24 protein-coding genes and 1 tRNA gene are annotated in these 24,417 nt (G+C 66.3%); 9 read left to right on the forward strand and 16 right to left on the reverse strand.

Annotated elements, in window-relative coordinates; translation table 11 throughout:
- Positions 1 to 55: 55 nt before the first annotated feature.
- The 3 genes from U1763_RS11915 to U1763_RS11925 all read right to left on the reverse strand — a co-directional run bounded on the left by U1763_RS11915 (position 56) and on the right by U1763_RS11925 (position 4,858).
- Complete coding sequence (locus U1763_RS11915) at positions 56 to 2,035, reverse strand: ATP-binding protein (RefSeq protein ID WP_332755373.1); 1,980 nt, start codon at positions 2,033 to 2,035, stop codon at positions 56 to 58.
- 1 nt (position 2,036) lies between these two features.
- On the reverse strand, positions 2,037 to 3,548 hold the full coding sequence (locus U1763_RS11920) for an ATPase domain-containing protein (protein WP_332755374.1): 1,512 nt from the start codon (positions 3,546 to 3,548) through the stop codon (positions 2,037 to 2,039).
- Positions 3,549 to 3,703: 155 nt separating this feature from the next.
- On the reverse strand, positions 3,704 to 4,858 hold the full coding sequence (locus U1763_RS11925) for a lactonase family protein (protein WP_332755375.1): 1,155 nt from the start codon (positions 4,856 to 4,858) through the stop codon (positions 3,704 to 3,706).
- Positions 4,859 to 5,077: 219 nt separating this feature from the next.
- Between U1763_RS11925 and U1763_RS11930 the strand changes: the two genes are divergently transcribed.
- Both U1763_RS11930 and U1763_RS11935 read left to right on the forward strand, forming a co-directional pair.
- A complete protein-coding gene (locus tag U1763_RS11930; RefSeq protein WP_332755376.1) occupies positions 5,078 to 6,628 on the forward strand; it encodes an MFS transporter in 1,551 nt (516 codons plus the stop codon).
- Complete coding sequence (locus U1763_RS11935; protein WP_332755377.1) at positions 6,625 to 7,629, forward strand: helix-turn-helix domain-containing protein; 1,005 nt, start codon at positions 6,625 to 6,627, stop codon at positions 7,627 to 7,629. The genes U1763_RS11930 and U1763_RS11935 overlap by 4 nt, the downstream gene beginning before the upstream one ends.
- A gap of 15 nt (positions 7,630 to 7,644) precedes the next feature.
- On the opposite strand, the gene U1763_RS11940 is transcribed toward U1763_RS11935, so the two are convergent.
- The 7 genes from U1763_RS11940 to radA form a co-directional block, all read right to left on the reverse strand.
- Positions 7,645 to 7,971 carry a DUF423 domain-containing protein gene (locus tag U1763_RS11940; protein WP_332755378.1) on the reverse strand — a complete coding sequence of 109 codons (327 nt, stop codon included), beginning with the start codon at positions 7,969 to 7,971 and terminating at the stop codon, positions 7,645 to 7,647.
- A complete protein-coding gene (locus U1763_RS11945; protein WP_332755379.1) occupies positions 7,968 to 9,731 on the reverse strand; it encodes a cation:proton antiporter domain-containing protein in 1,764 nt (587 codons plus the stop codon). Before U1763_RS11945 ends, U1763_RS11940 begins: the two co-directional genes overlap by 4 nt.
- On the reverse strand, positions 9,731 to 10,162 hold the full coding sequence (locus U1763_RS11950) for an iron-sulfur cluster assembly scaffold protein (RefSeq protein WP_332755380.1): 432 nt from the start codon (positions 10,160 to 10,162) through the stop codon (positions 9,731 to 9,733). The genes U1763_RS11945 and U1763_RS11950 overlap by 1 nt, the downstream gene beginning before the upstream one ends.
- Positions 10,159 to 10,725, reverse strand: a complete 567-nt coding sequence (locus U1763_RS11955; protein ID WP_132897589.1) for a CvpA family protein — start codon at positions 10,723 to 10,725, stop codon at positions 10,159 to 10,161. The genes U1763_RS11950 and U1763_RS11955 overlap by 4 nt, the downstream gene beginning before the upstream one ends.
- Positions 10,726 to 10,784: 59 nt before the next feature.
- Entirely contained in the window at positions 10,785 to 11,366 is a 582-nt protein-coding gene (locus U1763_RS11960) for a YkgJ family cysteine cluster protein (protein WP_332755381.1), read from the reverse strand.
- A gap of 3 nt (positions 11,367 to 11,369) precedes the next feature.
- The gene (locus U1763_RS11965) at positions 11,370 to 11,690 is read right to left on the reverse strand and encodes a hypothetical protein (RefSeq protein WP_183129013.1); all 321 of its coding nucleotides are present in this window, start codon (positions 11,688 to 11,690) and stop codon (positions 11,370 to 11,372) included.
- Between the two features lie 414 nt (positions 11,691 to 12,104).
- Entirely contained in the window at positions 12,105 to 13,475 is a 1,371-nt protein-coding gene (gene radA, locus U1763_RS11970) for a DNA repair protein RadA (RefSeq protein WP_132897587.1), read from the reverse strand.
- A 103-nt stretch (positions 13,476 to 13,578) separates the two neighbouring features.
- Between radA and U1763_RS11975 the strand changes: the two genes are divergently transcribed.
- A complete protein-coding gene (locus U1763_RS11975) occupies positions 13,579 to 14,730 on the forward strand; it encodes a glycosyltransferase family 4 protein (RefSeq protein ID WP_332755416.1) in 1,152 nt (383 codons plus the stop codon).
- 169 nt (positions 14,731 to 14,899) lie between these two features.
- Here U1763_RS11975 and U1763_RS11980 read toward each other — a convergent pair whose 3' ends face one another.
- Together U1763_RS11980 and U1763_RS11985 are read right to left on the reverse strand one after the other, a co-directional pair.
- A complete protein-coding gene (locus tag U1763_RS11980; RefSeq protein ID WP_132897586.1) occupies positions 14,900 to 15,190 on the reverse strand; it encodes a DUF2218 domain-containing protein in 291 nt (96 codons plus the stop codon).
- Positions 15,187 to 15,777, reverse strand: coding sequence for a PadR family transcriptional regulator (locus U1763_RS11985; protein ID WP_332755382.1), 591 nt, complete (start codon positions 15,775 to 15,777; stop codon positions 15,187 to 15,189). Before U1763_RS11985 ends, U1763_RS11980 begins: the two co-directional genes overlap by 4 nt.
- A 273-nt stretch (positions 15,778 to 16,050) precedes the next feature.
- Here U1763_RS11985 and U1763_RS11990 point away from each other — a divergent pair, with 273 nt between their 5' ends.
- From U1763_RS11990 to U1763_RS12010, 5 genes are all read left to right on the forward strand, one after another.
- Positions 16,051 to 17,370: a replication-associated recombination protein A gene (locus tag U1763_RS11990; protein WP_332755383.1), complete on the forward strand. Its 1,320-nt coding sequence runs from the start codon at positions 16,051 to 16,053 to the stop codon at positions 17,368 to 17,370.
- On the forward strand, positions 17,363 to 18,235 hold the full coding sequence (locus U1763_RS11995) for a hypothetical protein (protein WP_332755384.1): 873 nt from the start codon (positions 17,363 to 17,365) through the stop codon (positions 18,233 to 18,235). Before U1763_RS11990 ends, U1763_RS11995 begins: the two co-directional genes overlap by 8 nt.
- Positions 18,236 to 18,267: 32 nt before the next feature.
- A tRNA-Thr gene (locus U1763_RS12000) sits at positions 18,268 to 18,343 on the forward strand.
- Between the two features lie 101 nt (positions 18,344 to 18,444).
- Complete coding sequence (locus tag U1763_RS12005; protein ID WP_332755385.1) at positions 18,445 to 20,445, forward strand: glycoside hydrolase family 84 protein; 2,001 nt, start codon at positions 18,445 to 18,447, stop codon at positions 20,443 to 20,445.
- A complete protein-coding gene (locus U1763_RS12010; RefSeq protein WP_332755386.1) occupies positions 20,432 to 20,746 on the forward strand; it encodes a GCN5-related N-acetyltransferase in 315 nt (104 codons plus the stop codon). Before U1763_RS12005 ends, U1763_RS12010 begins: the two co-directional genes overlap by 14 nt.
- Before the next feature lie 6 nt (positions 20,747 to 20,752).
- Here U1763_RS12010 and U1763_RS12015 read toward each other — a convergent pair whose 3' ends face one another.
- The 4 genes from U1763_RS12015 to U1763_RS12030 all read right to left on the reverse strand — a co-directional run bounded on the left by U1763_RS12015 (position 20,753) and on the right by U1763_RS12030 (position 23,281).
- A complete protein-coding gene (locus U1763_RS12015; protein ID WP_332755387.1) occupies positions 20,753 to 21,418 on the reverse strand; it encodes a UPF0149 family protein in 666 nt (221 codons plus the stop codon).
- A gap of 25 nt (positions 21,419 to 21,443) precedes the next feature.
- Positions 21,444 to 21,614 carry a hypothetical protein gene (locus tag U1763_RS12020; protein ID WP_277984337.1) on the reverse strand — a complete coding sequence of 57 codons (171 nt, stop codon included), beginning with the start codon at positions 21,612 to 21,614 and terminating at the stop codon, positions 21,444 to 21,446.
- A gap of 101 nt (positions 21,615 to 21,715) precedes the next feature.
- On the reverse strand, positions 21,716 to 22,738 hold the full coding sequence (gene rsgA, locus U1763_RS12025; protein ID WP_332755388.1) for a ribosome small subunit-dependent GTPase A: 1,023 nt from the start codon (positions 22,736 to 22,738) through the stop codon (positions 21,716 to 21,718).
- Between the two features lie 177 nt (positions 22,739 to 22,915).
- A complete protein-coding gene (locus U1763_RS12030) occupies positions 22,916 to 23,281 on the reverse strand; it encodes a hypothetical protein (protein WP_332755389.1) in 366 nt (121 codons plus the stop codon).
- A 311-nt stretch (positions 23,282 to 23,592) separates the two neighbouring features.
- Here U1763_RS12030 and U1763_RS12035 point away from each other — a divergent pair, with 311 nt between their 5' ends.
- Positions 23,593 to 24,408, forward strand: a complete 816-nt coding sequence (locus tag U1763_RS12035) for a glycoside hydrolase family 16 protein (protein WP_332755390.1) — start codon at positions 23,593 to 23,595, stop codon at positions 24,406 to 24,408.
- The last annotated feature ends 9 nt before the right edge of the window (positions 24,409 to 24,417 follow it).

Raw genomic sequence — 24,417 nt, forward strand, 5'->3', positions numbered from 1 at the left:
GGCATCGCGGTGCGAAAGCCGAGGTGGCAGTCTTAAATCGAATGCGCGATCAGCCTTAATCGACTGCGCGAAGTTTCGGCCGTTTCGCGGGCGATTGCCGCAGCAATTCGTCGACCCGCGCGGCAAGGTCGACCTGGCGAAACGGCTTGGCGAGCCGGATGATGTCGTCGGGGACATCCTCGCCCGCCGCCGCATAGCCGGTGACGAGCAGCGCCGGCATGCGGTTGCCTGACGATCGTAACTCCCCGATCAACTGCCCCCCGGTCATCCCTGGCATCAGGTAGTCGCTGACGAGAATATCGGCATCGACGCCCGATCGGATCGCCGACAGCGCCTGGCTCGCCGATGCCATCTCGATGACGACATAGCCGATGTCGCGCAACATATCCGCCGTCGCCGCGCGCACCAGATCCTCGTCGTCGACCAGCAGCACCTTCGCGCCCTGTCGCGCCTGGACGGGTTCGGACGCGGTTTCGATCGTATCGACGGGTGTCTCGGTCGTCGCGGGCAGCCAAAGCTCCACTGCGGTCCCAGCACCCGGCTCGCTCGTCAGGCGCAGCGTGCCGCCCGATTGTGCGGCAAGGCCATGGACCATCGACAGGCCGAGCCCGGTGCCTTTGCCGACGCCCTTGGTCGAGAAGAACGGCTCGGTGGCCCGCGCCAGCGTCGCGCGGTCCATCCCGGTTCCGGTATCTGCCGCGGTCAGCCGGACATAACTCCCCGCCGCGAGGCCGACCATATTGCGGTCGTCGACCACCGACTGACTGACCGACAGCGTCAGCCGCCCGCCCCCCGGCATCGCATCACGCGCGTTGATCGCGAGGTTGAGAAGCGCCAGTTCGAGCTGGTTGGGATCGACCCGCGCCGACGACAGATGTTGCGGCACTTCGAGCACCACGGTGATCGACGGTCCGAGCGATCGACGGATCAGGTCGACAAGCCCGTCGATCAATGCGCCGATATCGACCGCGCGCGGCTGCAGAGCCTGGCGCCGCGCGAACGCGAGCAGGCGCTGGGTCAGCGTCGCGGCGCGCTCGGCCGCCTGTAGCGCGCCCCCGATCATCCGCTGCGTCCGCTCGTCATCCTTGTGCCGCCGTCGCATCAGGTCGAGGCTGCCGACGATCGGGGTCAGCAGATTGTTGAAATCATGCGCCACGCCACCGGTCAGCTGGCCGATCGCGTCCATCTTCTGCGCCTGCGCGAGTTGTGCATCGGCTTCCTTGCGATCGGTCACGTCGGAGATGACGCCCGACATCCGTACCGCCGCGCCTTCGGGATCGTGGCGGACCCGGCCTTTGAGGACGACCCAGCGCTTGACCCCGTCGGCCGCGTCGATGCTGCATTCGAGATCGAGCGTCCCGATCCGCCAGGCCTCGTCGACCGCATGCTTCACGTCGTCGCGCTGCTTGGGATCGATATGTTCGAGAAACGAGTCGAGGTTCCACTGCGCAACCCCGTGCGGATACCCGAAGATATCGTCATGCCGCTGGGTCCGGCGCGTTTCTCCGGTCTTCAGGTCGAAGTCCCAACTGCCCATCCCTGCCGCATCGAGCGCGATTTCGAGGCTTTCACGCGCCAGCCGGAGTTCGGCGGTACGATCCTCGACAGCACGCTCGAGCGTGACCGCGACATCGCGCAGTTCATATTGCCGACTGCGTGCGGTCAGCGCCGATCGGATCGCGCCCAGCATCGCCTCGGCATGGAGCGGCCGTTCGAGCAGCACGACATTGCCAAGATCGCGCAGGCGCTGCGTCGCGTGCAATGTCCGCGGCGTCTTGGTGCCGTTTGTCAGCACGACGAACGGGATATCCGCCCAGCTTGGTTGCGCGGACACCCAGGCGGTCAGCGCGGTCGAATCCTCGGCGGTCAGCGCCTCCTCGGTGAGCAGCACCGCACCCGCCGCGACATCGAGGTGTCGGAGCAACGCCGCTTGATCGTCACAGATCGTCGCAACGATCGCGTTTCTGTCGAGCAGGTCGGCCGCAATTGCCGCATCGCGGCCACGCGGCGCGAGAATTAGCACCCGATCCTGCATGCTAGCGCTGCGCGTCCTCGGTCCCGATCCGGCTAACCATGAGTGTCTTCCCTTCACCGGAGAATGTCGGCACGCCGGTCAGCACGCCCTGGAAATGCCGGAGAGGTTCGCCGACATGCAGACCACTGCTGCCGATCTGAAACTCCCGGATCGTCCGTTCGTGCCGTGCGGTACGCGTCTTGATCACCGAAATCGCCTGACGGACTTCGCCATGCGCCTCGAAATAGCGCAGTTGGACGATCGTATCGGACAGATAGCTCAGGTCGACATCGGACCGGACGTCCCCGGTGATGCCGTGCAGCCCGAGGATCAGCAGGCTGACGATGCCCTTCTGGCCGAGATAGGTCAGCATCTCGTGCATCTGCAGGATCAGGAACTGCTCGTTCGGCATCGCTTGCAGGTATGCGTTCAGGCTGTCGATCACGACGACCTTGGCACCGTGCACCTCGACCGCCGCACGCACTGCGTTCGAGAATTCCCCCGGCGACATTTCGGCAGGGTCGATCGCACGCAACAGCAATTGCCCGCTGTCGACGAACGGCGCCATGTCCATGCCCAGTGCGGCACTCCGCTTGAGCAACGTCGGCAGCCGCTCGTCGAACAGGAAATAGGCGGCGCGCTCGCCACGCTTCAGCGCTGCGATCATGCACTGTACCGATGCGGTGGTCTTGCCGACGCCCGCCGGGCCGGTCAGCAGCGTGGCCGTGCCGGGAATGAGCCCGCCGCCGAGCAAGGCGTCGAGTTCGTTCGACCCGGTCGACATCGCCTCGTCCGAATAGGGATCGCCGTGCTCCGACGCGACTAGTCGAGGATAGACGCGAAGCCCGCCTCGCTCGATCTCGAAGTCGTGATAGCCGCCGCGGTACCGCACGCCGCGCATCTTGACGACGTGCATGCGACGCCGCTGCGCACCGAAGCCGGACAGCGTCTGTTCGAGCGACACCACACCGTGCGCGATGCTGTGCAACTGGAGATCGCTGCCGCTGCCGCTCTTGTCGTCGAGAAACAGCACGGTGCAGTCGCGGGTCGAGAAGAAGTGCTTCAGCGCGAGGATCTGGCGACGATAGCGGATCGGGCTCTGCGCGAGCAGGCGCAATTCGGACAGGCTGTCGATGACGATCCGCGCCGGACGGATTTCGTCGACCTTTGCCATCACGTCGCGGATCGTCTCGCCGAGTTCGACTTCGCTCGGGTGCAGCAACGTCTGTTCGTGATCTTCGCTGAACCCGTCCGCAGGGACCATCTCGAACAGCACCAGCGGATCGAGCGACCAGCCATGCGTCTTGGCGACCGCGCGCAGTTCGACCTCGGTCTCGGCCAGCGTGATATACAGGCCGATTTCACCCGCCTCCACGCCAGCCAGCAGGAACCCCAGCCCAAGCGTGGTCTTTCCCGTGCCCGGCGTCCCCTCGATCAGATACATCCGGTCCGGGGTCAGTCCGCCATTGAGGATATCGTCGAGCCCGTCGATCCCTGTCCGTGCCCGCGTCGGCAGGTCGTCGTCTTGTGCCAATTGGCACTCCTTCCTCTCGCCCGGCGCGCCACTATCGGACACCAATGCACGGCGAACATAGGAGATCGCGGGATAATCGCAAAGCCGGGGCAATGTCCGCGCCGCCGCTGGCTCAAACGACGCGCAGATCGACGCCCCGGTCGCGTCGGATACGGCTATTCCGGTCGCCCGAGGAACACGACGCCCGGTACGGACAGCGTCTCCCCGGTCGCCGCGAGACGGCCATCGCCGGCGACCCGGAAGACCACCAGCGTCCCCGATCGCTCGTTGCCCACGACTAGCCGGCGTTCGTCATCGAGCAGCGCGAAGACGCGCGGCCAGTGGCCACCGCTGGCGATGTGCTGGAGCAGCGTCGGCACGCCCGCGGCATCGAGCGCGAACACGGCGATGCTGTCATGGCCGCGGTTCGAGACGTAAAGCCGCCGCCCGGCGCGATCGATCGCGATATGCGCAGCCTGTGACGCGCCGGTATGGCCTTTGGGCAGGGTCGAGATGCTGTGACGGGTCACGAAGTGCCCGTCCGTGCGCGCATCGAGCGTATAGAGCGCGTTCGACAGCTCGCAGACGACATAGGCCAGTGGCTGCCGCGGATGCCGGGCGATGTGACGCGGCCCCGCCCCGGCCGGCGCGCGCCATGCGACCACCGGCGGCGCCACGCTTCGCGCCTGCGGATCGAAGCGATAGGCGAAGATCGCGTCGGCCCCGAGATCGACCGCATGAAGCCAGCGCCGGTCCGGACTGAACCCGACCCAGTGCGCATGCGGTGCTTCCTGGCGGTCGTGATCCTTCCCGGTACCCATGCGCGCGCCGATACCCGTATCCGCATGGCGGAACACCGTCGCGGGTGCGGGCACCCCGGTGCGCTGATCGAGCTGGATGAACGCGACGCTGCCGCTCGAATAGTTCGCGACGGCGAGGCAGGCGGATGGCCGATCGAGCGCCAGGTGGCACGGGTCGGCACCACCGGTCGACACCGTCGCGCGGCGATCCCAGCCAGTGGCCCAGCCGGTGGCATAAGCGGACACTTCACCCTGCGCCTGCTCGCGGACCAGATACCACATGCCGCCCGGACCGCCGCCGATCCCGAACGATGCATCCGCGATCCCCGTGACCGGCGTGCCGACCCGCCATCGATCGCCTGCGCCGGCGATCGGATACAGACCCTTGCCGCCCTCGCGCGCATAGGTTCCCGCGATCAGTCTCGGTGCGAAGCTCACTGCCCTAGCTGCGCGCGCCGCCGCCGCCAGCGGAAAGACGAGGGTTGCCCCCATCGCGCCGAGCATCGTCCTGCGTGTCGTTCGATATGCCATGCTCTACTCCCCTGCACCCGGTCTTTTAGACACCGGCGCCAGCCAAGCAAGCATCGTCGCCTGGGCAAAAGATCGGCATCACTCTATGGATTAACTATAATCTGCAGGGCCATTTGCGCCGATTGCTCGACCATTTTTCGCGATATCTGCAACAAGCATAACAATACTTACCCCAGACTGGTCGCCAAAACCTTGGTTATAAAAACCGGCCCGATTTGGATGTTTTTATCCTCTATCCGAATACAAGATTCAGCCAAGCTAGTCCTGCCCCCCGCCCCCACGATCTTGTCACAATTACACCAGCCACCGCCGCCTGATTGCACGGCCGCCGGCCGGTCGCGACCAAGGCTTGACCCCTGCGACGGCGAAGACCAAGTCGCTGCTGTTATTGGAAATATCGAACGCCGGGGGGCGCGGGTCATCAGGCGTATTATTACCATATTCGCCACGCTTCATTGTCTCGCGTTCATCGATCGTACCATGATTGGTGGCGCGTTGCCGTTGATGCGTGTGGACCTGCCGATGACCGATGCCGGAGCGGGTTGGCTGATCGGGACCGCGTTCGCCTTGCCGTATGGCGTGACCGCATTGGTGCTGGCGACGATCCTCCGTGGGCGGCGGGCATCGCTATGGTGGTTGATCGGCGGCGTGACGATCTGGACCGCTGCCACGCTCGTGACCGGCGCAGCACAGTCCACCGCCACGCTGATGCTGGCGCGAGCGGGGCTCGGCATCGGTCAGGCGATGTTCGTGCCGGTCGCGATCGCCTGGCTCGTCGACGTTGCAGGCATCGACGGTCGCGCGCGCGCGCTGTCGCTCTTCACGAGCGGGTCGACGATCGGGCGAAGCACCGCGCTGTTGACGATCGGCGCCCTGCTTTCGGCATTGACCGTCATCACCCCCGGTAATTCTGCAAGCGCTCTCGGCGGCATCGCGCATTGGCGCCTGCTCTTCATGATCACCGCGTTGCCGAACATCGTGATGATCCCGCTGCTCGCCGGTCTCCGCAAGAGAGACGCGCGCCACCGCTCCGTCGGGCCTGCGTTCGATGATCCCATGCCCGATCTGCTCCCCAGCCCATTGGCGACTGCGCTACGGGCGCCACCCCGGGCGTCGGCACACGCCGGTGTCCAATGGGGGACCATCGCGCTGTTCTTTGCGGCGGCGATCATGCCCATAATGCTTATTCAAGCGATGGGCGCGTGGTTGCCGACCCTCTTCGTGCGAGACCGCGCGATCCTGCCCGCCCAGGCGGCAATGCTGCTGGGGGCCATCACGCTCTTCACCGCGCCCGCTGGCCAGCTTGCGGGCGGCTGGCTGATGACGCGCTACGCATCCTGGCACGGTCATGTCCCGGCGATCATCCTGGTCAGCTTGATCGCAACATTGCTGCCGCTTGCGGCACTGGTCTGGGCACCTGGATTGGCGGGGGCGGCGGTCGGCGTGGCGATCGCGAACCTCACGCTCGGGATCGCATCGTTTTGCGGGCTGTTCGGTGTCCAAATGCTAAGTCCAGTGTCGGCACGCATCACCGTCAACGGCATCTTCTTCGCGCTGGTCACGCTGGTCGGCGTGGGTATCGGACCTTTGCTGACGGGGGCGCTGGCGACCTTTGCGCATAGCGGTCCCGCCACTATCAAGGCGGGCATCATGTCCCCGGCCGAGGCGCTCGGCACCGCGTTATTCACGACAGGCGTCATCGCGAGTTGCGTCTGCGCCATGGCCGTCGGTGCGGTACGATATCGCTATCGCCAGCACTGCGCCGCATGACCAGTCCCGAAACACCCGAGCGGGTCGCGTTCGACAGCGAGGCGTTGCCGCCGGACGAGCGGATGGATCGCTATCGCGCTTTATATGCGATCGGCGCCGACGTCACGCAGGTCGGCCCCAACCCGCGTGCGACGTTCGAGGCGTGGCGACTGGACCGCGCGCTGCTCTACAACCGGCGGCTCAACGACATAAGCCATAGTCGGAGCGAACAGCGGGTCGGGCACGACGGGTTTACGCACTGGACCGTTACCTTGGTATTCGAAGGCCTGTTGCAGGTCGATTTCGGCGATGGCATGCTGGATATCAGGGCCGGCGAAATCGTCCTGATCGATGTCAGCCGCGCGACACGCAACATGATGCGGGACGCGCGGATCGCGACGCTGGCGATCGCGCAAGACCGGATCGAGGAGACCGTAGGGCCGATCGGCGCGCTCCATGGGCGCGTGCTGGCCGCCGATCATTGCCGGCTTTACGCCGATTTCGTCGGGTCGCTGCTATCCAACCTGCCAACGATGAAGACGTCGTCGCTTCCGGCTGCGACCTCCGCGCTGTGCACGCTGTTGAAGGTTGCACTGGAAGCCTATGGTCTACACGACGCAGTGGTCGAAGGCAGCCGCGACGGGCGGCGGCTTGGTCAGCTTCGCACATTGGTCGATGGACGGCTGGGCGACCCGACCTTCGATCCCGAGACGGCGATTGCGGAAAGCAGCGTCTCGCGCGCAACGCTGTACCGGATGCTGCGGCCGCAACGCGGGCTTGCGGCCTTCATACTTGCACGTCGCCTGGAGCATGTTCGGCGGGCGCTCTCCAACGCCGCTGAACGGCGCTCATTCGCGGACATCGCGCTCGATGCAGGGCTCGTCACCGAAAGCCATGCAAGCCGCGCATTCCTGGCTCGCTACGGGCTGCGGCCCGGCGGCTATCGTGCGGCGATCGCCACCGCCATCGCCGAGACAGATCCGATCGAGCAGATGCGACTCTGGCAGCAGGAACTGCGCTGACCCATTCGTGCCTGGTTAGGTTCGGGCGCTCCAGGCCAGCCACAACCAGCCGCCGATCAGCAGCGCCCCGCCGATCGGCGTGATCGCCCCGAACCAGCGCGGTGCCCCCAGCGCCATCGCGTACAGCGTCAGCGCAAAGATCGCCGCGCCGACCACGAACAGCCAGGCCGGCCCCCGCGCCTCCATGCGGATGGCGACCAGCGCCGCGACCACATGGACGAGCTGATATTGTGCGCCCGTCTTCAACCATTCCGCGGCCGACCCGCTCGCGCCATGTGCGCCGAATGCCCCCGCCGCGACCGCGATCGCGCCCGACAAGGCTGCAAGAATGGCGATGATCATTGCGTATCATTCCCCCAGGGAAAGCGTTTGGCAGTCTCGGCCCGCGCCGCGCGCATGTCGCCCGAATCGATCTGGAGCTGCAACCGCTCCTTGTCGCGCGATCGGTACACCTCCTCCGCGCGGTCGATATCGGTCGGCGACACGTCGAGCCCGCGTAGCGCCAGCCGCGCCATCTTGACCGCGGACTCCATCACCTCGCGCACCACCGCCGTCGCCGACGTGTTCTTCAACTTCACCAACGCGCGGCGATCGAACGCGCGGACATAGATCGCGGCCTTCGGGAACGCCTCGTGCACACCCTCGATCGTATCGGGATCGAGCTGGTCGCCGTCCATGCAGAAGCAGATGATCTCCGCCTCCGCCGCGCCCGCCTGCCGCAACAGGTCGAGCCGCGTGCCGTCACCGTAATAGACCTTCGCGCCGAACTCGCCGGCGATGTCGATCATCTCGATATCGGTGTCGATCAGCGTCACCGGGATATCCTGCGCGAGCAGCATCTGGCCGACCGTCTGGCCGAACCGCCCATAGCCTACGATGATCGCATTCGCGCCGTCCACTTTGGGGCCGTCGCGCTCCTGCCCCTCGGCGATCGGCTCGGTCCGGAAGCGCCGCGTGATCCCCATCAGGAACGGCGTCGTCGCCATCGACAGCGTGATGATCGCACCGAACAGACTTGCCGCCTGCGGTTCGATCAGCAGCCCGGCCTGCGCCTGCGCGAACAGCACGAAGCCGAACTCGCCACCCTGACTCAGCAACAGGCCGAGCGCGAACGCCTGCCGCCACGTCATCTTGAACGCCATGCCGATCAGCATGATGACGCTGGTCTTGGTGAGGATCAGCGCCGCCGCCATCGCCATCACGAAGAACGGGCGTTCGGCGATCGCGCCTAGGTCGAGCACCATGCCGACCGCGAGGAAGAACAGGCCTAGCAGGATCGAGCGGAACGGCTCGACATCGGCCTCAAGCTCATGCCGATACGGGCTGTCCGCGAGCATGACGCCGGCGATGAACGCCCCGAGCGCGGTCGACAGGCCGAGCCATTCCATGATCGCAGCGCTGGCGATGACCGTGAAAAGCCCGGCGAACACGAACATCTCGCGCTCGCCGAGATTGCCGATCAGGCGGAAGAACGGCCGCAGCAGGAAGCGCCCGGCGATCACCAGACCGACGACCGCAAGCACCGTATAAACCGCGAGCAGCCAGCCCGGCGGCGCGTTGGCATCGGCCGGGTTGCGGCTCATCGCCGCGACGATCGTGATGAGCGGCACGATCGAAAGGTCCTGGAACAGCAGGATCGAGAAGGCACGCTCGCCGAACGGCGTCCGCATCCGCCCCGACGAGCGCAGCATTGGCAGCACCTGCGCGGTCGACGACAGCGCCAGAGGGAGGCCGAGCGCGAGCGCGGCGGGGAGCGAGAACTTCGCCCCGACCCAGACGATCGCGGTGATTGCGAGCCCGCAGATCGCGACCTGCAAGAGGCCGAGACCGAAAATTTCTTCCTTCATCCGCCACAAGCGTGAGGGATTGAGTTCGAGTCCGACGATGAACAGGAGCAGAGTTATGCCAAGCTCGGCGAACCCGAGCTTCGACTCCGCATCGCCGACCAGTCCCAGCACATGCGGTCCGACGACCGCACCCGCGACCAGATAACCCAGCGTCGCACCGAGCCCGAGCCGCCGGAACAGCAGCACGAACATCAGGCCGAACCCGAGCAATACGACGCCGTCGCGGAGCAGCGACGGGGCCGTACCCTCCGCCATCAGACTTTCGCCTTTGCAGCGGTATCGGCAGCCTCGGCGGCGGCTTCGAAGGCGAGGCGGATCGACGGGTGGCGCGCGGTATAGTCGAGCGCGGGGGTGAAGATATCCATCCCCGGCCAATCGGGCGCTTCGCCCTCGCGCGCAAGCCACGCGGTCAGCGCGTCGCGGGTCGCGGCGAGCTCGGCAGGGGTGCGGCCGAGGATGTTCGCCGCCAGCAACGACGACGACGCCTGCCCCAGCGCGCAGGCGCGGACCAGCAAGCCGACCTCGCTGACGCGACCTTCGCCGTCCACCGCGACGTCGATCGTCACCCGGCTGCCGCAGATCGGCGAGCGTTTCTCCGCGGTCGCCATCGGCTCGGGCAGGCGTTCGTGATGCGGGATCGTCGCGGCGAGGCGGAGGATCTCGGCGTTGTAGAGGGGCGCGCTCATGGCTTTGGTTCGCTTGCGTTATCGGATTTGGAAGGCGGCGTGCGGGCGCCGAATACGGGCTGACCGCGACGACGGCGGTCGACGAAATCGGCAATGCCCGCGCTGGTTGCATTGAGCAGCGGGTACGTCCGCGACCGGGTCATCCATTCCGGGCGGCGCGATGGCCCGCCACTCATCGTGTCGATGACCAGCGTCGCGAGCAGGAAGACGAGGCTGGCGAGGATCAACCCTTTCAACGCCCCGAAGCCAAAGCCAAGCGCACGGTCGACCGGACCAAGGATCGAAGTCCGCGTCCGCGCCCCGATCGCGTTGGCGACCAGCCGCCCGCCGATATAGGTGACGCCGGTAATGATCGCGAAGGCGAGCACCGCGGCGCCACCGACCGTCCCGATCATCGGCGACAGCGCCGCGGCGAGCGGGATGTGGAACAGCTTCAACATCGCCACCATCGCCACCCAGGCGAACATCGACAGGACTTCGGTGACGAACCCGCGGATCAGCCCGAGCACCGCCGAGCCGGCGACGGCGAGCAGGACGACGATGTCTAGGGCGGAAAGGTTCATGGTTTCTGGAATAGGGACGCGGGAGGCGAACCGCTAGTGCGGGTTGCGCTCGACGATTCTTAGCGGTTCAAGCCGAAAACACCGTAGCGTTCGCGCCACGCGGCGACTTCGTCCTGCAGATGTGCGGGCGCCGGTTCTCCCGAGAGGACGAAGCCGGCAACGTCGTTGTCGGGATGCATCAGCATTTTCTCCGCCCCGTCGCTGAACCACACCGGGACTAGCTGGTCGCACACGGCGTCCAATACCGCCGCCGCCATGCCGTTCGCGATCGCATCGCTGCCGGCGAGCATACGGACATGGATCGAGACGCCCTCGAGACAGGTCTGCGGCTTGTCGACGAAATTGAGCGACACGAGCAGCCCGGACCGGTCGGGCCGAGCCGCGTCGGGCAGGCTCGCGACCCGGCGCCAGACGCAGAACCACGTCCGGCAGATGCGCGGGCGAACCGCATGGATACCGCACCCTTGGTCGCAGAGGTGGATGCACGGCGTTCCCGCGGGTTTGGCGAACTCGGGCGTCTTCACCGTCAGCTCGGTGCAGCACGCCGTGCAATCCCCGCACGCCCGATCGGGCAGGATCGGTCCCAGCAGCGCGGTTTCCACGTCGGCATGTGGTTGGGTCGGGATGTCACGCCGATCCACGGTTCAATTCCCTTCGGAATCCACCGTGAAGACCATCGGCTTGCCCCGAGACATCGGCTCCCATCCCGCGGCCAACGCCGCCCGCACCCCGCGAGCGATCGTCGCGTCGTCGATCTGAAGCCGCCCGCGCGGCAACCCCTTCAACAGCCGTTTCGGCGCGGGGAACTCGAGCAAGGCCTCGCGTTGCGCATCGTCCTGCAACAGTGAGATCGTCATGCCCTTCCAGCCCTCGGCATCCGTGTGCTGCGGCTCGCGCTCCAGGTTCCAATCGTATCGGGTGCCATCGACCTCAACCGTGCCGGTATTGCTTTTAGTGTTCGCCATGCGGGCGCCATAGCATGGCTGCCGCGAGAGGCCATGCGTTGGGGGTTGTTGCGGATTTGCGGGCGGGGATGCCGTCACGCGCTTGATCGATCGGTTCCTGACGAACGCAGTTGGTACACCACCCCGGCGGAGGCCGGGGCCCAATTGGAAAGGTCGTGGTGCCGACGCACAGGGACCGCCAGCAGCGTCTCCCAATTGGGCCCCGGCCTCCGCCGGGGTGGTGCTTCATCTCTGGGGTATCGGTGCCAAACGCGTCCGCGATGACGCGGTAAACTGCTTTGGAACGCCACCCATCCCGAGCGGACCTGTGCGTGCAGCCCGACATGGTGCGCCCACATCTTGTTCTCCCGCGAAGGCGGGAGTCCAGTCTGGGTCCCCGCCTTCGCGGGGAAACAAGCTACCTTCTTGTGTTCGTTACCCCCGCCCCATCATGTGATCGACGAACGAGGCCAGCGTCTTGAACCCCGAGAGCTTCATCCCGCTCTTCTCCCCCGTCATCGACGCGGGCACCAGCGCGCGTTCGAATCCCAGCTTGCTCGCCTCCTTCAATCGCAGCGGGCCATGCGCGACCGGACGGATCTCACCCGACAGCGCGACCTCGCCAAACGCGACCGCATCGACCGGCACCGGCCGCTCCGACATCGCCGAAATCAGCGCCGCCGCCACCGCCAGATCCGCAGCCGGATCCTGCACGCGGTAACCACCGGCGATGTTGAGATAGACTTCGGCGTTCGAGAAGCTCAGCCCGCACCGGGCTTCCAGCACCGCGAGAATCATCGCCAATCGGCCCGAGTCCCAGCCAACCACCGCGCGCCGCGGGGTCGCTCCCGACGCCAGGCGAACGGTGAGCGCCTGGATCTCGACCAGCACCGGCCGCGTTCCCTCCAGTGCCGGGAACACCGTCGCCCCCGTCATCGCATCGTCGCGGTGAGTCAGGAACAGCGACGACGGATTGCCGACCTCCGCCAGTCCTTCGGTCTGCATCGAGAACACCCCGATCTCGTCGGTCCCGCCGAAGCGGTTCTTGATCGCGCGGAGGATGCGGTATTGGTGGCTCCGCTCGCCTTCGAACGACAGCACCGTGTCGACCATGTGCTCGAGCACGCGAGGGCCGGCGATTGAGCCGTCCTTCGTCACGTGCCCGACCAGCACGACCGCGGTCCCGCGTTCCTTGGCAAAGCGGATCAATTCCTGCGCCGAGGCACGGACCTGGCTGACCGTCCCCGGAGCGCCCTCGATCAGGTCGGAGTGCATCGTCTGGATCGAATCGATCACGAGCATCGCGGGCGGCTTGGTCTGCAACGTCGTCAGGATGTCGCGCGTAGACGTTGCCGCCGCCAGCTGTACCGGCGCATTGCCCAAGCCCAGCCGCCGCGCGCGCAGACGCACCTGGTCCGCCGCTTCCTCGCCCGAGACGTACGCGACCGACTGCCCCGCCAGCGCCATCTTCGCCGCCGCCTGCAACAGCAGCGTCGACTTGCCGATCCCAGGATCGCCGCCGATCAGCGTTGCCGAACCCTCGACGAACCCGCCGCCCAGCGCCCGGTCGAGTTCGGCGATGCCGGTCGCCATCCGGTCGGGCAGCTTGATCTCCGCATCGAGCCCGACCAGCTGGATCGCGCGGCCGCCGGTCTGGAGATTATGCTTCGAATGGAACGGCGTGGCGGCGGTGTTCGCCTCCTCGACCAGCGTGTTCCACTCGTTGCAATCGGCGCATTGCCCCGCCCAGCGGTGCGACACCGATCCGCAGGACTGACACACATAACGCTTCTGGGGTTTCGCCATGCGGCCGATGTACGAGAACGATACGGGAACATCAATGGCCGGCATACGACCTATGTTGCGGATTTAGTGGCGCTTGACAGCGCACGGCGTTATCCGCGCGATGATGCACGCCACCGACCTGCGCATCGCCCTGTTCAGCGGCAACTATAATTACGTCCGCGACGGCGCGAACCAGGCGTTGAATCTGCTCGTCGGTCATCTGTTGTCGAAGGGCGCGACGGTACGTGTCTATTCGCCGACCAACGCCAAGCCGGCCTTCCCGCCGACCGGCGATCTGGTCGCGGTGCCGTCGCTGCCGCTCCCTGCAGGGCGCGGCGAATACAAGATGGCGCGCGGGCTGCCCGCGGCGATCCGTCGCGATCTCGATGCGTTTGCGCCGAACATCGTACACGTGTCGGCGCCCGATTTTCTCGGCCACCGCGCGATCAGCTATGGCCGGCGCAACGGCATCGCCACGGTCGCGTCGCTGCACACGCGGTTCGAGACGTATTTCCGCTATTACAAGATGGCGTTCTTCGAGCCGATCATGGTGAAGATCCTCACGCGCTTCTACAACCGGGTCGACGAAGTGCTGGTGCCGGGGCGCGGCATGGCGGAGATCGTCCGCGACTGGGGCGTGACGACGCCGACCGCGATCTGGTCACGCGGCGTGAACCACGACCGCTTCGCACCGACGCGCCGCGATCTCGAATGGCGGCGCGCGCGCGGGATCGCCGATGGCGAGGTTGCGGTCGGGTTTCTCGGGCGACTGGTGAAAGAGAAAGGTCTCGACGTCTTCGCCGACGTGATCCGAACGCTGGAGCAGCGCGGGGTACGGCACAAGGTACTGGTGATCGGCGAGGGCCCGGCACGCGACTGGTTCGCCGAGCGCGTGCCGGGCGCGGTCTTCGCCGGGTTCCAGTCGGGTGACGATCTCGGCCGCGCGGTCGCGTCGATGGATGTGTTCTTCAATCCGAGCGTGACCGAGACGTTCGGCAACGTGACGCTGGAGGCTATGGCGGCAGGTGTGCCGGTGGTCGCGGCACGTGCGTCGGGCGCGGTCGGGCTGGTGGATGACGGCGTGACCGGGTTCCTGGTGCCACCTACGGACATCGCAAGATATGCCGACGCGATCGGGCGGATTGTTTCGGAGCCGGGCCTGCGCGAGACGATGGGCTGGGCCGGACACGACAAGGCCGCCGGGTATCTGTGGGATACGATCAACCAGACGGTGCTGGATACGTATCTCGAGGTGATGGCACGGCGGGGTGGCTAAGTTGTCTGCCACGTGTACCTTTCGAATTCACCTTCCCCCCGCTCCCCTCCCCGTCACCCCAGCGAAAGCTGGGGTATCCCTGTTGGCGGGCGCCGCGACCCGAATGGGGAGATCCCAGCTTTCGCTGGGATGACGATCGAGGGCCGGGATGACGGTTTGGGGGACGATGTCAGACCGTCGCCCAATCGAACGTCAGCGGCGCCTCGCGGAACGCAAACCGGTCGAGGTGGCTCGACACCACCCCGCGCATCCGCTCGACGTCCTCGCCCTCCGGCACGGTCAGCGCGACGTCGAGCGTTTCGCTGTCGGCGCGCATCTCCAGAACCGCCCCGTTCGGGAAGGCGATGCGGCCCTCTTCCTCCGAGAAGGTGACCTCCATCTTGTGGCTCCAATGCTTGGCGAGCTGCTGGAGATACTTGCTCGCCGAATGCGTCGGCACGCGTGCGACCGAGACGCTCACTTGAGCCGCTCGATCTTCTGCGCGGCTTCGTCGAGCAGCGCCGCAACCTCGTGCAGCGTGTCCTCGTTGACGTCCTCGCGCATCAGCCGGTGCTGGAGCACCTGCCGAAGATTGCCCATCGCCCGCCGGATTGGCGCGCCATCGGTCCGCTCGGATTCCGCCCCGACCGCCGCCAGCCGCGCGAACAGGCCGTCCACCACGGCCGCATTCTCGGCCAGATGCGCGCGGCCCTCGTCGCTCGCCGCAAAGCGCTTTTTCGCGCCTTCCGACTGCTGCTCCTCGATCAGCCCCATCTCGTCGAGCATGCTGAGCGTCGGATAGACGACCCCCGGGCTCGGCGCATAGCCGCCGCCGGTCAGCCCCTCGATCTCGCGGATCAGGTCATAGCCGTGGCGCGGCGTGTCCGCGATCAGCTTCAGCATGATGAGCTTCAATTCGCCACCGTCGAACAGCCGCCGGCCACGCCCACGTGGGCCACCACCCTGCTTCCACGCAGCATGCTCAGGTCCGTGGTCGCGACCACCATGCCGGTGACCGTCGCCACGGGGGCCGCCGGTCCAAGCTCCATATCCAATACCAAAACGCATTTGAGTGTTCTCCGATATATCTTCGTTCATGTTCTGAGATATATCGCAGACTGTTTCCGGTTCAAGAGGTGTGTCGAAAAATTCGCTTTTTCATTTGTCTGTCATCCCCGCGGAGGCGAGGACCCAGACCCTCAGACAGTGCGGCCAAGTGATGACGTCAGCCAGTATGGATCCCCGCCTGCGCGGGGATGACGATGCGTGGTAGGATGACCGGCGCGCGTGGATGACCCCGGATGGATGGGCAAACCTCTCCCCCGCCCCTATCTTCCGCGCATGGCCGATCTCTTCGCGGGCTTTGAACCCGCCGCCCCTACCGAAACGCATCCCGAAAACGCGCCGCTCGCCGACCGCCTGCGCCCGCGCACGCTGAGCGAAGTCGTCGGCCAGGATCACATCACCGGCCCCGAAGGCGCGATCGGGCGGATGGTGTCGGCCGGACGGCTGTCGTCGATCATCCTCTGGGGCCCGCCCGGCACCGGCAAGACGACGATCGCGCGGTTGCTCGCCGACGCCGTCGACCTGCGGTTCGTTGCGATCTCGGCGGTGTTCTCCGGCGTCGCCGACCTCAAGAAATCCTTCGCCGAAGCGCGCGAGCACGCCAAGATCGGCAAGCGCACCTTGTTGTTCGTGGACGAGATCCACCGCTTCAACCGCGCGCAACAGGACGGCTTCCTCCCTTATGTCGAGGACGGCACGGTCACGCTCGTCGGCGCGACCACCGAAAATCCCTCGTTCGAACTCAACGCCGCGCTGCTCAGCCGCGCGCAGGTGCTAATTCTCGAACGGCTCGGCCGTGGCGCGCTCGAACAGTTGCTCGACCGCGCCGAAGCGGAGATGGAGCGCCCCCTCCCCCTCACCCCGCCCGCCAAGGACGCGCTGATCGCGAGCGCCGATGGCGACGGCCGCTTCCTGCTCAACCAGGCGGAGACGCTGTTCTCGGTGAACCTGCCCGAGCCGCTCGATCCCGCCGGCCTCTCGAACTTCCTGCAACGCCGCGTTGCGGTGTACGACAAGGATCGCGAGGGGCATTACAACCTCATCTCCGCGCTCCACAAATCGATCCGCGGTTCCGACCCGCAGGCCGCGCTCTATTACCTCGCGCGGATGCTGACGGCGGGCGAAGAACCACTGTTCCTGCTCCGTCGACTGACGCGTGCCGCGGTCGAGGATATCGGCCTCGCCGACCCTCAGGCGCTGGTCCAGTGCATCGCCGCGAAGGACACCTACGACTTCCTCGGCAGCCCCGAGGGCGAACTCGCCATCGCGCAGGCCTGCGTCTATCTCGCGACCGCGCCCAAATCAAACGCAGTCTACAAGGCGCAGAAGGCGGCCTGGAAATCGGCGCGCGAGACCGGCTCGCTGATGCCCCCCGCGTCGATCCGCAACGCGCCGACGAAGCTCATGCGCGATATAGGGTACGGCAAGGGCTATGCGTACGATCACGATGCGGAGGATGCGTTCTCCGGCTCGGATTACTGGCCCGACGAGATGAGCCCGCAGACCTTCTACACGCCGACCGAACGCGGTTTCGAGAAGCGGTTGTCCGAACGGCTCGCCTATTGGGATGCCTTGCGCGCCGAGAAGAATGGCTGAGCCACGGTTTACGCGGTTTGCGGCGATCGACTGGTCCGGCGCGCAGGGCCATCGCCACAAGGGCATAGCGGTCGCGATCTGCGAAAACGGCGACGCAGCGCCGAGACTGGTCGCGCCACCGGGGGCGTCGGCATGGTCGCGCGAGGATGTCCTCGACTGGTTGATCGACCAGGACACGCCAACGCTGATCGGCCTTGATCTCTCCCCCGCGTTCCCGTTCGTCGACCTCGACGGTTATTTCCCCGGCGCAACCGACAGCCCCCCGGACGCCCGCGCGCTCTGGGCGATGGTCGACGACGCCTCCGCCGCCGACCCGCACCTTGCCGTCTCAAGCCTGCTCACCGATCCCGATCTCCGCCGCCACTTCCGCCAGCACCGTGATTGCGGCGACCTGTTCACCGGCGGAGCGGGCCGGATGCGCGTCTGCGAGCACGGCCAGCGCGCGATGGGTTTCTCGCCAACAAGCTGCTTCAACCTCGTCGGTGCGGCGCAGGTCGGCAAGTCGAGCCTCACCGGGATGCGCGTGTTGCACCGCCTCGCCGGCCGCGTCCCCGTCTGGCCGTTCGATCCGCTGCCCTCGGAAGGACCAGCGATCGTCGAAATCTACACCACGATCGCCGCGCGCGCCGCCGGCATCCGCAAGGGCCTCAGCAAGATGCGCGATGCGGGCGCGCTCGATACCGCGCTGGAGGCGCTCGGCAGCGCGCCGCATGATCCGCTCGCCCGCTATGATGATCACGCCACCGACGCGATCCTGACCGCCGCCTGGCTCCGCACGGCAGCGCATCGCCCGGACCTCTGGACACCAAGCGCAATGACACCGCATATTGCGCAAACCGAGGGCTGGACCTTCGGCGTGTCTTGAAGCATTGGGCGGTTAGGCCTGACACGCACCGGGCCGGTTTAGCTCAGTTGGTAGAGCGCCAGTTTTGTAAACTGGATGTCGCGGGTTCGATTCCTGCAACCGGCACCACCCCTTCCAAATACTGTCGTACGCGATCTCCTCCCTTGCCGCACCCGCGGCATAGCCGTATCGAATGGCAACAAGACCAATCTGATACCGGGGAGCAACGGATGGCGCGACGTAGCGGAAAGATTGGCGCCGTCGTAGCGCTGATGGTGACGTCCGCGAGCTTGGCGATCGCGGTGCCGAGCCATGCATTGGGACATCCCGTAACGCGCCCCGCAATCTTCCCGGCGCCCACTTCAATGGTGCTGACCTCGGGCACACTCGCCTTGGGCACCTCCGTCGTGTTGATCACAGCGCCGGGTACCGATCCGGAGACCGTTGCCCGGACCCGCGACATCCTAACGGCGGCGGGGGTGAAGACGATCACATCGGCGCGCCGGCTGCCCGTCGCGCCCGATCGCGTTCACATCGTCCTCGGCCTTGGCGACTCAGGCGTCGTGCGCGACTCGCTATCACGCAGCAAGGCCACGCTGGAGACGCATGCCGAAGGCTACACCCTCGCCGTGGTAGCGGCCGGTGCGGGCATCGTCACGCTCGCCGGTCACGACGCCGATGGCCTGTTCCACGCGGTCCAGACGTTCCGCCAGCTCGCCCGGCACCCCACCCTGCCCGCGTTGGTGATCCAGGATCACCCCGCAATGCCGATCCGCGGCACGATCAAGGGCTTTTACGGCGCGCCCTGGTCGATGACGGATCGCACCAAACATCTCGACTTCCTCGCCAGGGTGAAGGCGAACACCTATGTCTACAGCCCGAAGGACGATCCATACGCGCGCGATCGGTGGCGCGAGGCCTATCCCGCCACGACGTTGTCATCGCTCGGCACGCTGGCCAAGACCGCGCGGCGCAACCATGTCGATTTCGTCTACGCGGTCTCGCCGGGCCCGTCGGTTTGCTTCTCCGACCCCGCCGACGTGCAGGCGCTGGAACGCAAGTTCGACGCGCTGCGAGCGATCGGCGTCGGCAGCTTCTACGTCGCGCTCGACGACATCGAATATACCAAATGGAATTGCGAGCGCGACAAGACCGCGTTCGGCCCCTCGGGCGCGGAAGCGGCCGGCGTCGCGCAGGCGCAGTTGCTCAACGCGGTGCAGGCCGGCCTGAGCACCAAGGATCCGGGTGCGCGCGCGCTGATCATGGTGCCGACCGAATATTACGATGCGAAGGAAACGCCGTACAAGGCGGCGTTGCGCAAGCATCTCGACCCGCGGATCGTCGTCCAGTGGACCGGCACCGACGTCGTCCCGCCCGCCATCTCGATCCCCGATGCCAAGGCGGCGACCAAGGCGTTTGGCCGCAAGACGCTGTTATGGGACAATTATCCGGTCAACGATTACGCACAAACTACCGGCCGGCTGCTGATGGCGCCCTATGCGCGGCGCGAGGCCGGGCTGTCGGGCGAACTGACCGGTATCCTGTCGAACCCGATGAACCAGGAGGCCCCGAGCCGCCCGGCGGTGACCGGCGTTGCCGCGTTCGGTTGGAACGACACCGCGTACGATGCCGAGCGGACCTGGCATTTTTCCGCGCGTGAACTGGCGGGCGGCGATGAACGCGCGACTGCCGCGCTGCTCACCTTCTTCGATACGCAGCACATGGCGCCGACCTTTGGCAGCCAGCCCTGGCAGGAGCAGGCACCGCGGCTCAAGGCGGCGCTCGATGCGGTGCGGGAAGCACTAGCGGATGGCGATGCGGCAGCCCGGCAGCGGGCGATCGCGGACCTGACCGCGCGTGCCGACGCAATCGCCAACGCGCCCGACATCATCCGCTCCGGGACGATCGACCCCGGCTTCGCGGCGCAGGCGCGGCCTTGGCTTGACGCGATGCAGCGCTGGGGCCGCGCGCTCCAATTGACGGCCGCCGGGCTCGGCGCCGCCGATAGCGGCAGCACTGCCGCCGCGCGCTATTTCGCAGACGCGCGGACACTGGCGCGCGAGGCGGCTGCGATCACGACGATCCCCGGCGCGACCCGGTTCGATGGTCCGATCAAAATCGCGGACGGCGTGGTCGACGCCTTCGTCAGCGACGCGCCGACCCTGATTGCCGCCGCGCCGGCAATCGAGGCCGACGGCGCGGTACCGGTCCGATCCGATGGCCCCGAATGACCGGTCTTCAGCCGAGGCTCGCTGGCTGACGCTGACCCGCGACATCCTGCCGACCGCGGCGCCGACGCGTGGCTGGCCGGTCCGGGCCGATCATTGCTTCCAGCGTATCTTCCTTGACAACGCCTGTGGCGGCGTCTGGTACGACTTCATACCCGATCGACCCGCCTATGCGCGCGCCGACCGCGTCGTGCTCGATCGCGCTATCGCGCTCGCCGAAGCGAGCTTGGCGGGCGAACTGGATTTGGCCGTACTCAATCGGCAATCGCTGGCGTGGCGAAGGGCCCGCGCCGCACGCAAATGACGCCCGTCACCCGCAACAGCGTTTGGACTTCTTGCCCGATCCGCATGGACAGGGATCGTTTCGTCCCGCCTTGACCGGCGCTGCGCTCGCCGTTGGCAGCGGAACGGCGGCAGCTGCCCGCAATCGGGACGCATGGAGCTGGAGGACACTCGTCGCGAGATCGACCGGTGCCTGATCCTCGCGTTCGTTGATCTCCATGCTGTCCAGCGCGCTTTCGTTGCGCGCGATCGCGATCAACACCGACAGACGCGCGAGGCCGTCGACCGCCCCGGCGTCGTCGCCAGCCGCCACCGCATCCCAGCTTTCGGGCCGCAACGCCATCGCGTCGGCGAACCCGTCGATCCACAATTCCCAAAGGATGTCGCCAGTCCGCTCGACCACGTCGAAGATCGGACGCAGCTTGCCACGCTCCAGATCGCGGGCAATCTCGGCGTATCGTGCCATGACGGCGTCGACGAACCATTGCACGTCGAGCGGATCCTCGAACGGCGCGATGCCGTCCTCATCGAGCCCCCATATGCTCTGCAGCCATTCGCCTTGCTCGATAGGCTCGGGTCCGACCAGCAGCCCGGTGAGAAACCCGTCGAGCTCGGTCAGCAGCATCGGCTCCTCGAGCGGCAGGTCGGCGAGCGCATCGTCGAGGCGACGGAGTCGGGACGGGCGCGGCTTCATGCCCCCAGGCACCGTGTCGTCGTCATCACAGGCTCAAATTCCGTTTCGTCATTTCGGCCGCGGCCATCGTGGTCAGCGGGGCGCGCGTTGCTCGAGCGAAGATATCCGCCAGATCGAGCAGGTCCTCGTCGTTCAAGGCGGTGATCGACGCCTCGATTTCCGCCAGGCACAGGACCGCCCGGTCACGCTCGATCATGCGTCGCTTAATACGGGATTTCAACATTGTCAGGCCGATAGCAGGAGGATGGAAAGACGGACGCGGACATAACCAGCTTTGGGGGGGCGCCCCGGTGGCTGTTACACCCCTTTAGGAGACCTTCGCTTGGTCTGTTTGGCGGTGTTCGCGCGCTCTTCGGCGCCCAGCCTTTGCCAACGCTCGAACCGGGCACGCGTCAGATGTCCCGCTGCGATCCCGGCCTGAACCGCGCACCCGGGTTCGACGCTATGCGAACAGTTGGAAAAACGACACTCTTCCGAGGCGGCTACGAAATCGTCGAAGATCTCCGCGATCCCGGTAGCCGCGTCGGCCAACTGCAATTCGCGCATGCCCGGCGTATCGAGCAGCCACCCTCCCTGCGCCAGCCGGTGCATCTCGCGCACCGTCGTGGTGTGGCGGCCGGTGGAGTCGTTCGCACGAATGGCCTGGGTCGCGATGCTGTCCGAGCCGCGTAGCGAGTTGACCAGCGTCGACTTGCCGACCCCGGACGAGCCGAGGAACGCGACGGTCTGGCCGGGGCCGCACCAGTCCGCGAGGCCGGTGACGGCGTGTGGATCACGCCCGTTGACGATCTCGACCCGCAGGCCGAACTCGATCGCTCGAGCCGCCGCGACGTAAACGTCCGGTGTGTCGGTCAGGTCCGCCTTGGTCAGCACGACGACCGGGGTAACCCCCACGTCGTGCGCCAGCACCAAATAGCGCTCGAGCCGCGCGACGCTGAAATCTTCGTTGCACGAGGCGACGAGGAATACCGTATCGACGTTCGCGGCAATCATCTGCTCGCGACGCGGATCGCCCGGCGCGCGACGCTTGAACAGGTTCTTGCGGTGAAGCACGCGGATCGGCAACCCGGTCGACGTCTCGATCAGCACCCAGTCGCCGACTGTCGGATGATCGTCGGTCGGTTGCGCGCCCGCGATATAGGGCGTCACGAGCTGCCGGCCGCCGGCTCCCGCCACCGCGATCTGACCACGATGGACCGACATCACCCGGACGGGATGGCAGTCGCGCAGGTCCTCGTCCGACAGCTGGGCGCTGAAATGGTCATCCCAGCCAAGATCTTCCAATGTCTCGTCGGTCGGCATCATAGGGCGCAGCGGCATCTTTCTTCACGACGGTTCGCGATCATCGTAGGTCGGGCTCACCGATATGGCGATCCCTGCCCGGTATGGCACGCTCGGGTCGAGGAAGCGACCATGCAGGGCATCCGGCGGGACGGCAAACGGGCAACGCTCGGTTTACTGGTCCCGGTTTATTGGTCCCGGTTTATTGGTCCCGGTTTATTGGTAATGCGTGACTTTCTCGAAGCCGTCATTGAGCTTCACCATCCGGATTACCTTCTTTGCATAGCTTCGGACGTGGCGGTCGAAGCGCGTGTCGTCGTAGACGCCGCGCCAGATATAGTCGTCCCGCTCCAGCAGCGCGCGGAGGAGGTTCGATACCGCCTCCTGCGTATCCAGCGATGCTTTGGCCTTCAGGATCAGCGAGCAGACCATCTCCTCGGCGCTTGCCTTGTCGCAATCGTCATGAAGCTCCCGCCCGCCGCGCTCCGCGACGACCTGATCCGCGCGCGCCGCAACGACCCGGCTTTCCAGCCATTTGCGTGCCACCGCCCCGTCCCAGTTCTTTACGATCTTGTCCGCCACACGCTTCTCGCATTCTCTCGCACGCGACGCAGGCCTGCCGACGCTTCGCGGCCGGCCACGGCGATCACGCCTGCCGACCGGCGCCGATACCACCGACGCTCGCCTAGGTACACTCCGCCCGCTACAGATGGCAGGGCAGGAGTTGAGCGCGCGTGCCGATTGACCTAGGTCAGGCGCGCTACCCGAACGCATCCGCATCATGTGGTGAGGGCTCCGGGGCGAATTGGGAGGTGCCGCATGGACCAGCAACCAACGCACCGGTTTGTGCCGGACGGGTCGATTGGGCGCATCATGATGGCGAGGGCGATCCGATGATCCTGCTGATACTTGCCGCGCAAGCCGCCACGCTGGGCGCGACCAATTACAGCGTGAGTGCACCGATGCCCGTGCCCAAAGGCCGCCCGAGCTTTGCCGACGAGTTCGACGGCAAGGCGATCGACCAGACCAAATGGCGCTTCGACGTGTCGCGCAACGCTGAGGGCTGGTACAATCACGAACGCCAATATTACGCCAAGGACCGGGCCGAGAATGCGCGGATCGAAAACGGTGCGCTGGTGATCGAGGCGCGACGCGAGACGCTGTCAAAGGCGCGCTTCGCCGATTGGGGCGGCCAGGCATATACCTCAGCCAAGCTCGTCTCGCGCACCCCGCGTGGGTATGGCTTTTACGAAGTCCGCGCGAAACTGCCGTGCGGGCGTGGCAGCTGGCCGGCGATATGGCTGCTGCCGTCGGGCGGAAAATGGCCCGACGAGGGCGAGATCGACATCATGGAGATGGTCGGCTGGGATGCAAACGTCGTCCATGCCACGCTCCACACCGCGGCATTCAATCACACCAAGGGCACGCAACGCGGCGCGCAGATCGGACTCGCGACCGCCTGCACGACGTATCACCGCTATCAGCTCGACTGGCGCGCCGATGCGATCACGATCGGTGTCAATGGCCGCGCGATCATGCGCGTCGCCAACGACCAGCCCGGCGGCAAGGCGGCGTGGCCGTTCACGCGCCCCTACGACCTGATCCTCAACCTCGCGGTGGGTGGCGACTGGGGCGGCCAGAAGGGTGTCGACGACGCGGCGTTTCCGCAGCGGATGGCGATCGATTACGTGCGCTACTGGCAGCGCTGACCAAAGCCC

This window comes from Sphingomonas sorbitolis (genome assembly GCF_036663875.1).
Taxonomy (GTDB): Bacteria; Pseudomonadota; Alphaproteobacteria; order Sphingomonadales; family Sphingomonadaceae; genus Sphingomonas.